We start from the raw sequence: 12,848 nt of genomic DNA on the forward strand, positions 1-12,848 counted from the left end.
GGCGGCACACGCGGTGATCTCTAGTCAGCGCGCCGAGAGTGCCTTCATCATCTCGTCGATGTCGATGCCGCCCAGTCCGAAGTTTCGCTCGGTAAGGTCCGTCAGCCGTTCCGCCGTCAATGTTACCGTCCGGCGGATCTGCTCTTCCGTATGATCGCTGGTGATGAAGAAGCGCAGGCGCGCTAGACCCTCGGGCACCGCCGGATGGATGATCGGCAGTGCATTGACCCCTTCGGCAAGCAGGTCGTTCGAAAGCTGAACGGCCCGCAGGGAATCGCCGACGATAACAGGAACGACGGAAAAGCCGCTGCTGAGACCCGTGTCGAGGCCGGCTTCCTTGGCAAGCTTCAGGAACAGGGCACCATTGCGGCGCAATGCCGCCGTCCGCGCCGGTTCGCGTTCCAGCACGTCGAGGCTCGCGGTGGCGGATGCGGCCAGCACCGGCGCAAGGCCGACGCTGTAGACGAAGCCGCCGGCGGATGCCTTGAGCACCTCGACCAGTGCTTCGCTACCGGCGATGTAACCGCCGCAGCTCGAGGTGGTCTTCGACAGCGTGCCCATCCAGACGTCGATCTCATGCGGATCGACGCCGAAATGCTCGGCAAGCCCCCGGCCGGTCTTGCCGAGGACGCCGAGCGAGTGCGCCTCGTCGACCATCAGCCAGAAGCCGTATTCGGCCCGGAGCTTCAGAAGAGCCGGCAGGTCGGCGACGTCACCGTCCATCGAGTAGATGCCCTCGACGATGACCATGATGCGGCGATAGTCGCCCGCGACGGTGCGCAGCACGTGTTCGAGATCGGCGACATCATTGTGTTTGAACAGCCGCCGGGTCGCGCCCGAGAGCTTGATGCCGGCAAGCGCGCTGTTGTGGATGAACTCGTCATGGACGACGAGGTCCTTCGGGCCCATCAGGCAGCTGATGGCGGCGACGTTGGTCAGGTAGCCGCTAACGAAACAGACGGCGGCATCGACGCCGTAGAAACCCGCGATCTTTTCTTCGAGCGCCATATGCACCGGCCGCTCTCCGGCAACGAGGCGGCTCGCCGAGGCGGAGATGCCAAAGGTGCCGATCGTATCCCGCGCCTTGGCCAGCACCTCCGCATGGCGGTTGAGGCCGAGGTAGTCGTAGGAGGCGAAGTTGATCAGCTTTCGGCCGTCGATGACGGTGGTCGCCCCGGCCGCGGTCTGGTGCGCGCGATAGAACGGATTGGCGATGCCGAGTTGCTCGCTCGCGAACTTCTGGGTCATCACCTGCTTGTATTCCGGCAGATCTTCGAAACGGGCCTGCTGCCGGCGCGCCGGCGGCGGCATCTCCCGCTCCGAGCGCGCCATGCGGTTGCGCTCGGAGGATTGATGCGTGTTCCGCATCCGGTCCAGCAGGTTCTCCTTGAGGCTGCTGGTCATCTTGGATGCGCCTGGACCGTTTCCGTTCGTGCTCATTGGCTCTGTGCTTTTTCCTTCGCCGTGCCGACGTGCCGCTGTGCGAGTTCGTTGACGATCTTGTCGTCGGCGGGCTCGGCATCGTCGCTCTGGTCGCGCTTGCTGACCTTCTCATAGAGCTTGCGGGCGACATCGCCAACCGTCGTGTTGTCAGCGACGCCGCTGAGCGGCATGTCGAAGCCGGTATTCTGCTGGAAGCTCATGCCGAGTTCGACCGCCATCAGGCTGTCGAGGCCGATTTCCTTCAGCACCTTGCTGCGTGTGACCGTATCCTTCGATACGCGCAGGATCGCGGCGATCTCGCCGGCGACGAGGTCGAAGAGGATGTCCTCGGCCTCCTGCGGCGACTTGCCCTCGATCATCGCGACGAGGTCCATCTGGGCGCCTTCGCCGCCGGTGGCGTGCTGGTCGGCGCTGCGCAGGATGACTTCGAAGAGGGCGTTTTTGGCAACCGGCAGGTTACGCGCAGCCGACCAGTCGATCTCCGAGATCATCACCGTGGCCGCATCGACGGTGCCCGGATCGAAGGCCAGGTGGCTCTCAACCATGTCGAGCGCCGTCTGTGCCTTCAGTGCCGTCTTGCCGATACGCTTGGCGAGCAGATCGTTCACATCGGTGTTCTGGACCAGGTAACCCTTGTCGGCGATCGCGCCGAAGCCGACGGCAAGACCCGCAAGACCACGGGCGCGACGGGCGCGGGCGAGGCCTTCGAGGTAGCCGTTGGCGGCGACGTAGTTCGCCTGTCCCGGGTTGCCGACAAGCGTTGTCGCCGACGAGAACAGGATGAAGTTGTCGAGCTTGTCGTCGTTGGTCAGCTGATCGAGAACGGCTGCGCCCTTGGCCTTGGTGTCAATGACCGGTCGGTTGCGCTCGCGATTGAGATTGCTGATCAGCGCGTCGTCGAGCACCATGGCGGCGTGGACGATCGAGCGGAGCGGTGCAATCGCACGCAACTCCTTGAGGAGACGCTCGGTCGCCGTCGGGTCGGTGACGTCACAGGCGTGTACCGTTGCCGACACGCCGGCCTTCGCCCAGGCCTCGATCATCGCCGTCGTTTCGGCATCCGCCTGACCGCGGCGCGAGCAGAGCGCAATCTTCGTCGCGCCTTTTTCGACGAGCCAGTTGGCAGCAGCCAGACCGAATCCGCCGATGCCGCCGACGACGAGATGCATGCCGTTCGGATCGACCTTCATGCCGCCATGCGGGCGCTTGGCGACGCGATGCTTGCCGGTGACCGGAGGCAACACGACGATCTTGCCGATATGGCCCGCATTCTGCATCAGCCGGAACGCGTTGCCGATCTCGTCGAAGTCGAAGGCACGGTAGGGAAGCGGCGTGAGCTTGCCGTCTTCGAACAGCGCGCCGATCTCGGTGAAGATCCGCTTGGTAAGCTTCGGCTGGTTGACCAGCAGCTGGTCGGCGTCGATGCCGAAATAGCTGACATTGCGGCGGAAGGGCCGGAGACCAATCTTGCTGTCGGCATAGTAGTCGCGTTTGCCGAGCTCGAGGAAGCGACCGAAGGGCTTCACGAGTGCCAGGCTCTGTTCCATGGCTTCGGCAAAGAGCGAATTCAGAACGAGATCGACACCCTCTCCGTCCGTTACGGCGCGAACGTCGTTGACGAAACCGAGCGAACGGGAATCGAAGACGTGATCGGCACCCAGCATCGACAGGAAGCGGCGCTTCTCGCGCGTGCCTGCCGTGGCGATGACCTTGGCACCCTTCAGTTTCGCGACCTGCAGCGCGGCAAGGCCGACGCCGCCGGCAGCGCCGTGGATGAGGATCGTTTCGTCCGGCTGGATGCGGCCGAGTTCCACCATGGCGTAATAGGCGGTCAGGAAGGCGACAGGCACCGTTGCCGCGGCAACCGGGCTGACAGTCTGCGGCAACCTGGCGACGCCGGCGCGTGAGACGACGGCGTGGGTCGAGAAGGCGGATGAGGCGATTGCCATGACGGCATCACCGACCACGAGATCGTCGACGCCTTCGCCAACGGCAACCACGTGGCCGGAGAGTTCCATGCCGATCGTCGCGCCTGCGAAACCATCTTCAAGCGCTTCTTCGGGCAGCAGGCCCATCGCCCACATCACGTCGCGGAAGTTGAGGCCTGTCGCGGCAACCGCGACGACGACTTCACCCGGACCTGCGGCGGGAATGTCGCTCTCTTCCCAGACGATGCTGCCCACCTGCGAGCTGACGCGCTGGCGGATCGTTGCGGCCTTGAAGGTGTCGATCGCCGCATGGGCGTTGTCGACCGGGCCGGGCACGGCACGGATTTCGGAAAGCGCCGCGTCTTGTCCCTCTAGCAGCCACTCGCGGTTGGCGTTGGCGCTGCCGAGCAGCGGAGATGCTGCCGCGATCTGCTCGATCGTGGTCGGCGAACCGTCGATATCGAGCGAGTGCACTTCGAGGAACTCATATTCGTTCTGAAGCACGCGGGCGAAGGCCCAGAGACCGGCATTGACGCCGTCGCTTGCAACCGTTTTGCCCGTTGTCCGGCTCGCGATCGGGGCTCCGCCTGGCGCGACGAGCACGAGACGCGGACGATTTTCGCCAGCAGGCTCGGCTCCGCCGATATGCTGACGCAAGGCTTCGGCGAAGGCGCCGAGAGCAAGGATTTGGGTCTGCAGCGAAGCGGAATCGTCTGTTCGGGATGCAGCTGTCGGCGACGCGAGGAAGATTGCCCGCAGCGGCTGTTCGCCAAGGGCCTCGAAACCGCTGAGAAGCGCTGCTTTGTCGGCTGCGATATCGCCGCTGAGATTGACCGGAATAGCCGATGCCGAAGGCTTGTTGCCCTTGCCGCCCGCGATCTGCAGCAGCAGATAGGGGCCGGTAGCCGGTGCTTCGGCACTTACGGACGCCGCGGCGGCGCCGCGCGCTTCGAGCAGGATGACATTGCCGCTCGCGCATTCGCGGTCTGCAATATTGACGTCGCGTAGATCGAGATCACCGAAACATTTCTGCCAGTGCGGGACCGCCGCAAGATTGCCGATCGGGAACTCCGCGGTCTGGCTGCGGGCGAACCACCCCTCGGAAAGTCCGAGGGCGAAATCGTTGAAGAGCGATGGCGCGCTGACGGCGGCTATCAACCCGCCGGTATCGCGAAGCGTCGAGCGAAGCGCGGTGCGGACCGTCACGTCGTCCTCGATCAGGCTGTAAAGCCCGTCAGAGGCGCTGACTGCGAGGTCGAAGGACGTGAGCGTTGCAAGCTCACCCTTTTTGAGAATGCGCACATGGGCGTCGTTCTCGAAGGCCAATTCAAGGCCACGCTGGGCGTTGTCGCGCGCTTCGAATACGGTGAGGCTTGCGCCGTGCTTTTCGGCAAGCGTCGCCAGGCGGCGGGTAAAGGCCGAGGAAACGCTGCCGAGTTCGACGATGCGCAGGCGCGCGCCGGAAGATGCCGAAGTCAGGCTCTTTTCGAGCGCCTCGAGAACGAACACCATCCGCTCCCGGCTTGCCCCGGAGTGGACGGCTTGATGATCAAGCGTGGCATCGCTGATGAAGGTGGTGCCATGAGCCGTTTCGTCGCCGGCCTGGAGCGCGTCAAGGCGCGCAAGGGCCTCCGCATAGGCATTGTTGATCAAGACGGCTTCAACGGCGCGGTCGGACCGCTCGCCGTAGAGTTCGCGCAGGATCTCCGGGACGCTCGGCAAGTTGAATTCCTGAGCAATCGTCCAGACGCCGTCCTTGTGCTCGCAGAGACCGGCGTCTTCCAGCACGTAGAGGCAGCTCGTCAGGAAACATTGGAAGGCAAAATCGCCGGGCAGGTTGTTGCCCTGAATGGTCGATCGACCCTTGGCGAGTTTGAGCGCAATCTCCTGGCAGGCGCGATAGATGGCTGCGTTGAAGAGCAACGTCGTGTTGTCGACGCCGGCTTCGCTGGCGGCGGGCATGGCGATCTTGATCGGCGCCGGCGCCTGACGCTGCAGACCCGGCAGCGTCGCTTCCGATTGCACGGCCTCGTAGTGGAAGGACAGCGCGTCGAGCGTCTTGTGCTTGCGCAGATAGGTACGGCGGAAGCGGCAATCCTCGAAGTGCGCGATCGGTGCGCCCGACTTGTCGAAGAAATGGAACTTCGCCTTGATCGAATTGGGGCTGACGCGCTCGATCTCGATCATTGCGCGCGCGATTGGCTGGCTACCGTTGACGACCCGCACCGAACCGAAGCGCACGGGGATATAGGGGGCACCGCTCTTGTCGCCGGTGAAACGATCGAAGAGGGCGACAAGTCCGTGGAAGGTTGCGTCGACAGAGATCGGGTTCAAGGCGTAGGTGACGAGCGGATGGCCAGCAGCATCAGGCGTCTTCAGCTCGACATCGACCAGCCGGTCGCCATAGGCGACGGCCTTGGCCAGCAGCTGGAAGCGCGGGCCGTAGTCGAGACCGAACTGTTTCGCCGTCTCATAGGCACGGCCAGGCGCAACCGTTGCGGTCTTCGCCAAGCCGGCAAGCGACGGATAGGCGCGCTCCTCGGCCGGCAATGGCTTGCGGCAGCGGGCAACCGCATGCACGGCCCAATCGTCTTCCGACAGCCGTTCCCGCGAGCGGATCTCGATGTCGCCGGTCTCCGGCGAAAGCACCGTCGACAGCTCCATGATCTTCGTATCGCTGAGTTCCAGCGGGCGAACGATCTCCAGATTGGTGATCTCAACTTCGTCGCTGCCGTAGAACTGCTGTGCAGCGGCGACAGCGATTTCGATGAAGCCGCTGCCCGGCAGGATCGCCTTGCCGTCCACGACGTGTTCGGCGAGGTCGGGGAAGAGATGGGCGTCGACATGATTCTTCCAGCTGCCGCTGTTCGGGTCGCTGCGCCAGCCGATCAGGCGGTAGGGCTTGGCGGTCCGGCCGAAGAGGTCGGTAGCGTCGGTCGTTGCCGCGGGGCGCAGCTCGACGGGCTCGAACGGCAGGCTGGGAAGGGCGATCGAAGCGTTGCGCTTGCCGAAGACGCGGGTCGTGTCGACCACCGCGCCGTGCGCGACGGCACGCGCCATCGCTGCCGAAATCGGGTCCTGGCCGGTTTCGCCGACATCCCGGAGCAGGGTCGGTACGACCATGCCCGGGGCTGCAGCCTGCTTGATCGTCTCCTTGACATAGGACGACAGGATCGGACGCGGCGAAATTTCAATGAACAGGCGGCAACCCATCTCGATCGCGGCCTCGGCGGCCGCCTGGAAGCGGACCGGCTCGCGCACGTTCTTCCACCAGTAGTCCGGATCGAGTTGCGTGCCATCGAGCGCGGCACCCGTGACCGTCGACAGATAGGCGAGCTCGGTGCGCCGCGGTGCGATATCCGGAATGTCGGAGAGGAAGGCGTCCTTCGCCCGATCGATGATCGGGTGGTGGAAGGGATAGTTGATGTCGAGAATCTGGACCGGGATCTTCGCCTTGCGCGCAGCGTCGCGGAAGGCCGAGATCTGGTCGGCCGGTCCCGAGATCGTCACGGAATTGTGGGCATTGACCGCTGCGACGCAGAGGTTGTCGAGACCGCGCGCCTCGGCAAAGGCGCGGGCGGCGTCTTCTCCGAGCATGACGGCCGCCATCGTGCCGTGGCCGGCAAGCAGGTCCTGATGCAGCGAGCGCTTCGCCACGATCGAAACGGCGTCGACCAGTGAGAGCGCACCGGCGGCGTAGGCGGCGGCGATTTCACCGACGGAGTGGCCGAAGACCGCGACCGGCTTGACGCCCATGGCAACCAGCGAGTCGGAGAGGGCGGCCTGCACCGCGAAGAGCAATGGCTGGGCGATCTTCGTATCGGCAAGCTTCTTGTCGAGATCAGGATCGGTGAGAAGATCGGTCAATGCGATGTCGGAGTGGAACTTGAACAGCGCGCTGACCGAGGTGAAGCACTGACGGAAATGCAGGTTCTCGCGGAACGCTTCGACGCCCATGCCGGCCCATTGTGAGCCGTTGCCGGAGAAGACGAAGGCGACCTTGGCGTCGCGGACGACGGCTTCGCCGACTTCACCGATGCCGGAGCCCGGCTTTTCCAGGTGGCTGGCGATCGCGCGGACGATATCTTCCGGCTGATCGCTGCGGGCGGCAAAGCGATGGCGCATGTGGGTGCGGTTTGCACCCGATGCGGCGATCATCGCCCGTGCTTCCCCCTTGGAAGCATGTGCGAACGCCGCCTTATAGTCGCTGAGAAGCGCCTCCAGGCTCGACGCCGTATGGGCGCTCGCCAGGAAGACATGGCCGGAAGACGATGGGTTTGACGCCCTTTCGTCGGCCGCGGGTTCCGGATCGCTGATGACGACGTGGGCATTGGCGCCGCCGAAGCCGAAGGAATTGATGCCGGCAAGGCGAGCGCGTTTTCCCCGCAGCAGCTCGATCGGGTTCGCCGTGACGCGCACGTTGAGACCGTCGAAGTCGATGTGTTCGTTCGGCGTGTCGAAGTGCAGCGAAGCCGGCAGATAGTTGTTTTCAAGCGCCATGACGGCCTTCAGCATGCCGAAGAGGCCGGAAGCGGGTTCCGTGTGGCCGATGTTCGACTTGATCGAACCGATCGGCACCGGTGCCCGGCGCTTGGCGCCGATGACCGTTCCGATCGACCAGACCTCGGCGGGATCGCCGACCTTGGTGCCGGTGCCGTGGCCCTCGACGAAGGCCACCTGGTTGGCGTCGATGCCGTTGCCTTCGTAGATCGCCCGCAGAAGATTGGCCTGCGCCTCGCGGGAGGGGAGCGAGATGCCGTTGGTGCGCCCGGCCGAGTTCACGCCGGTCGCGACGATGCGCGCGTAGCTGCGGTCCTTCTCCCGGCGCGCCCTGTCCGAGCGGCGCAAGACGAAGACCACGCCACCTTCGGCGCGCACATAACCGGCGCCGTCATTGTCGTAGGCGCGGCAAAGCCCCTCGGGCGAAAGCATGCGTGCCTGGGCGAAGCCGACGAAGGGAAGGGGATGGGCAAGGATGTTGACGCCACCGACGATCGCGGTGTCGATCTCGCCCGACGTCAAAGCCCGCATCGCCTGGTCGAGCGCGACCAGCGAGGAGGAACAGGCGGTATCGACCGTCATGCTCGGACCGCTGAGGCCAAAGATATGCGAGATACGGTTGGAAACGATCGACAGCGTGTTGCCGGTCATGAAGTAAGGGCCGGCGGCAGCCGGGTCCTCGACCGTCAGGTTGGCATGATCGAGGCTCGATGCGCCGATATAGACGCCGACATTCTCGCCATTCAGCGACGTTGCAGAGATATTGGCGTCTTCCAGTGCGCGCCAGGCGAGCTGAAGCAGCACGCGCTGCTGCGGATCCATGTACATGGCTTCGCGCTGCGACATGCCGAAGACGGCGGGATCGAAATCATAGAGTTGGTCCAGCACGCCGGCGGCAAAGGAATAGGTCTTGCCCTGCGTGCCCATGACGGGGTGCCAAAAACGCGCGACGTCCCAGCGATCCGACGGAATGCTGGTGACGGTGCACTTGCCCTGACGAAGAAGTTTGAACAACGCCGAAGGCGATTCTGCTCCAGGGGCGAGGCATGCTCGCCCAATTATCTCAACAGCCATGTATGATCGAACGCTCTAAACTGCCGCTAAAGTTGCATCTGCGATTGCGCGTCGGAGGCCGAAATGCAATCGCCAATCGTCATGCTGCCAGGCTATCCCCAGCTATATTCGTTCCGCCTCATTAGTCAGCTTTTAACTTAAAGTCCCTAGCTTTCAACCCCAAAGACTGAAGATATACACGCTGTCAACGCCAATCCAAGGCGGATAGGGCGATAAACCACACTCAAGGTAGAGAAGGTATGACCAGAAAGACGCGGCTCCAAATATTTTGCCCGTCTTGGTCTTCGGATGACTTGTTGTGGGACGGCGATTGTGCTTTTCAGAGACCGGCGAATTCCCGGTCGGGAGATAATGCGGCACGGAACTGTGAGTAAAATCATGGCTGTGTCGAATTTGGAGTGTCGTAGTTGAAACGAGTCAGTGCCCTTCTGCTTTGTACCGCCCTCGTGGGATGCCAGGCCGTTCCGGGCGAGGGGCCGCTGGCTGGGGCGATCGTCAAGGATGCCGGTCAATCCGGCGCCGAGATCGGCCGGCAAAATGCCACCGTTTTTGATATTGTCGATGTGGATGGCCGCTCCGCGCGCCTCGTTTCCGACTATGTCTCCTCGACGCTCAACCGCCGTTTCGGCATTGGCGGCGGCGTCGGCCGAGTCGTGATCGGCGTCGGCGACCAGCTCAAGGTCTCGATCTTCGAAGCCGGCAGCGACGGGCTGTTCTCGACGGCAGAGTCCAAGCAGACGAGCATCGATCTCGTCGTTCAGCCTGATGGCAAGGCTGCGATCCCCTATGTCGGTCCGGTCAACTTTGCCGGCCTGACGCTGGAGCAGGCGCGCCAGGAGATCCTGGAGGCGCTGAAGCAGAAGGCGGTCGAGCCTGATGTCATCGTCACCAGCATGAGCACCGCCTCGCGCAACGTCACGGTTTCCGGTGCAGTCGGCAAGTCGTCGGTCGTGCCGCTCAGCCTCGTCGACGAGACGATCAATGAGGTCATCGCCAAGGCGGGTGGCCCCGTTGCGCAGCCCTACGAGACCTATGTCACGCTGGTGCGCGGCAAGAAGACCGGAACGGTCCTCCTGAAGTCGATTATCGAAAATCCGTCGGAAAACATCCACGTCAAGCCGGGTGACCAGATCTTCGTATCGCGCGACCCGCGCCGCTTCACGATCCTCGGCGCAGTCAAGGCCAACCAGCGTGTCGAATTCGGCGCCAATGACCTGAACCTGCTCGAAGCCATGGGCCTTGCCGGCGGCGGCTCGGACTACACGCTCGACATGAAGGGCTATTTCATCTTCCGTTACGAAGAGCCTGATGTCGTCATGAGCCTGCTTGGCCAGCAGCGTTTCAACGAGATGCTGCGCAAGGGCATGAAGACCGACAGCACGGGTCGCTACCCGATCGTCTACCGCTTCGACATGAGCAAGCCGGATAGCCTGATCGTCGGCCAGACCTTCCCGATCAAGAACCGCGACGTCATCTATGCTTCGCGCCACCCCTCGGTCGACTTCTCGAAGTTCCTCAACTTCATCGCCCAGCCGGTCGGCATCGCCAATTCCGGTTTCTCGATCGCCGACAATCTCAACGGCAACTAATCACGTTAAACAGCTTTTCTCGGGGGCGTCGACCGCAGGGTCGGCGCCTTTTGCTTATCTATCCTCCTGATTTTCAAAGCACGTGGAAGCGGCTTGTCGCCGCTCAAATTCTGTGATTGATCTTGGACTTAAATCGATTTTGGTGATCGATGGACGTTGGCAGGCAGGAATGAACTATGGCGGATAAAGCGTTGATCGTCGTGGACGTGCAGAACGATTTCTGCCCGGGCGGAGCGCTTGCGGTTGCAGGCGGTGATGAGATCGTGCCGATGATCAACGGCTTGATTGGCCGCTTCGAGCACGTGGTGCTGACGCAGGACTGGCATCCCGCCGGCCATTCGAGTTTTGCCTCCAGCCATCCCGGCAAGACCCCGTTCGAGATGATCGCCATGCCCTATGGCGGCCAGACGCTCTGGCCGGATCATTGCGTCCAGGGAACAGCCGGTGCCGATTTCCATCCGGCGCTCGCGTGGACGCGGGCCGAACTCCTGATCCGCAAGGGCTTCCGGCCCGAGATCGACAGCTATTCCGCCTTCTTCGAAAACGATCGCCGGACACCGACGGGTCTCACCGGCTATCTCAGGGACCGCGGCATCAAGAAGGTGACGCTGTGTGGGTTGGCGACCGATTTCTGCGTCGCCTTTTCCGCGCTTGATGCGGTTACACAGGGATTTTCGACATCCGTCATTCTCGAGGCCTGTCGGGGCATCGACCTCAACGGTTCGCTTCAGGCAATGGTCACGCGCATGCGCGATGCCGGTGTCGAGCTGAACTAGTTCGAGACCCTCGCGCTGAGGAAGGAGAGATTTCACCAATGACGAAGACCGATATCGCCAGGCGTGTCTATAACCATGCCTGGAAGCTCGACCCGATCGTGCGCAGCCTGCTGGACACGGATTTCTACAAGCTTTTGATGCTGCAGATGATCTGGCAGCTCTATCCGGATGTCGATGCGACCTTCTCGCTGATCAACCGCACGAAGACGGTGCGGCTTGCCGACGAGATCGACGAGCAGGAACTGCGCGATCAGCTTGATCATGCGCGCGAGCTGCGCTTCTCCAAGAAGGAGATGATCTGGCTCGCCGGTAACACGTTCTACGGTCGCAAGCAGATCTTCTCGCCGGAATTTCTTGCCTGGCTCGCCAAGTTCCGCCTGCCGGACTATGAGTTGAAACGCAGCGGCGGTCAGTTCGAATTGACCTTCCGTGGCCGCTGGGCGGAAACCACCATGTGGGAAATCCCGGCGCTCGCGATCATCAATGAGTTGCGTTCACGCTCGGCGATGAAGGGCCTCGGCCCCTTTACCCTCGACGTGCTCTATGCTCGCGCCAAGGCAAAGATGTGGTCCAAGGTCGAGCGCCTGCGGCAGTATCCGAACCTCAGGATTTCGGATTTCGGTACGCGGCGCCGACACAGCTTCCTCTGGCAACGCTGGTGCGTGGAGGCGCTGAAGGAAGGGATCGGAAGTTCCTTCTCGGGCTCCAGCAACGTGCTGCTTGCCATGGATACGGATCTGGAAGCGCTCGGCACCAACGCGCATGAGCTTCCGATGGTGGCCGCGGCGCTTGCCCGCAACGACAAGGAACTGGCCGCCGCCCCCTACAAGGTGTTGCAGGACTGGAACCAGCTCTATGGCGGCAACCTGTTGATCGTGCTGCCGGATGCGTTTGGAACAGCGGCGTTCCTTCGCGATGCACCCAAATGGGTCGCGGACTGGACGGGCTTCCGGCCGGATAGTGCGCCGCCGATCGAAGGTGGCGAGAAGATCCTCGCTTGGTGGAAGAAGATGGGCAAGGACCCGCGGGAGAAGCTGCTGATCTTCTCCGATGGCCTCGACGTCGACACGATCATCGAGACCTATCGCCATTTCGAGGGACGCGTGCGCATGAGCTTCGGCTGGGGCACCAACCTTACCAACGATTTTGCCGATTGCGCCCCGACGGAAATCAGCGGCCTCAACCCGATCTCGATCGTCTGCAAGGTCAGCGAAGCCGATGGCCGCCCGGCGGTGAAACTCTCCGATAATCCACGCAAGGCGACCGGCGATCCGGCGGAGGTCGAGCGCTACCTCAAGTTCTTCGGCTCACAGGATTTCGTCGAGCAGGCGGTCAAGGTTTAGCCGCCAAAGCTACTCCAGGAAAAGCCTTGAGCGGCTTTCCAGCACTTCAAAAAAAGAAACCGGCAAGCGCCGGTTTCAAAAGGGGATCAAAGATGTTGCGACTGTCCATCATCGCAATGTCAAATCTGGCAGTGGAATCTTAAGGTTGCGTTAAGGCGCCAACCTGCCGTTGCATTTCACCTCTCTAGAACACGA

General features: G+C 62.7%; 5 protein-coding genes. 3 read left to right on the top strand and 2 right to left on the bottom strand.

Annotated elements, in window-relative coordinates; all coding sequences use genetic code 11:
• Positions 1-24: 24 nt before the first annotated feature.
• Both ACN9MO_RS01065 and ACN9MO_RS01070 read right to left on the bottom strand, forming a co-directional pair.
• Positions 25-1,440: an aminotransferase class I/II-fold pyridoxal phosphate-dependent enzyme gene (locus tag ACN9MO_RS01065; RefSeq protein WP_058329027.1), complete on the bottom strand. Its 1,416-nt coding sequence runs from the start codon at positions 1,438-1,440 to the stop codon at positions 25-27.
• A complete protein-coding gene (locus tag ACN9MO_RS01070) occupies positions 1,437-8,945 on the bottom strand; it encodes a type I polyketide synthase (RefSeq protein ID WP_112994390.1) in 7,509 nt (2,502 codons plus the stop codon). The genes ACN9MO_RS01065 and ACN9MO_RS01070 overlap by 4 nt, the downstream gene beginning before the upstream one ends.
• A 407-nt stretch (positions 8,946-9,352) precedes the next feature.
• Between ACN9MO_RS01070 and ACN9MO_RS01075 the strand changes: the two genes are divergently transcribed.
• The 3 genes from ACN9MO_RS01075 to pncB all read left to right on the top strand — a co-directional run bounded on the left by ACN9MO_RS01075 (position 9,353) and on the right by pncB (position 12,653).
• Positions 9,353-10,534 carry a polysaccharide biosynthesis/export family protein gene (locus tag ACN9MO_RS01075; protein WP_057248163.1) on the top strand — a complete coding sequence of 394 codons (1,182 nt, stop codon included), beginning with the start codon at positions 9,353-9,355 and terminating at the stop codon, positions 10,532-10,534.
• A gap of 176 nt (positions 10,535-10,710) precedes the next feature.
• A complete protein-coding gene (gene pncA, locus ACN9MO_RS01080) occupies positions 10,711-11,310 on the top strand; it encodes a bifunctional nicotinamidase/pyrazinamidase (protein WP_057248164.1) in 600 nt (199 codons plus the stop codon).
• A gap of 38 nt (positions 11,311-11,348) precedes the next feature.
• Positions 11,349-12,653, top strand: a complete 1,305-nt coding sequence (pncB, locus tag ACN9MO_RS01085) for a nicotinate phosphoribosyltransferase (RefSeq protein ID WP_057248165.1) — start codon at positions 11,349-11,351, stop codon at positions 12,651-12,653.
• Positions 12,654-12,848 lie beyond the last annotated feature (195 nt).

This window comes from Ensifer sp. R-19, from assembly GCF_049905105.1.
Classification (GTDB): domain Bacteria; phylum Pseudomonadota; class Alphaproteobacteria; order Rhizobiales; family Rhizobiaceae; genus Ensifer.

What these genes read in the sequence shown, in the direction of transcription:
- pncA (WP_057248164.1), top strand. Translation starts at nt 10,711, where the DNA reads ATGGCGGATAAAGCGTTGATCGTCGTGGACGTGCAGAACGATTTCTGC.
- ACN9MO_RS01065 (WP_058329027.1), bottom strand. Translation starts at nt 1,440, where the DNA reads ATGAGCACGAACGGAAACGGTCCAGGCGCATCCAAGATGACCAGCAGC.
- ACN9MO_RS01070 (WP_112994390.1), bottom strand. Translation starts at nt 8,945, where the DNA reads ATGGCTGTTGAGATAATTGGGCGAGCATGCCTCGCCCCTGGAGCAGAA.
- pncB (WP_057248165.1), top strand. Translation starts at nt 11,349, where the DNA reads ATGACGAAGACCGATATCGCCAGGCGTGTCTATAACCATGCCTGGAAG.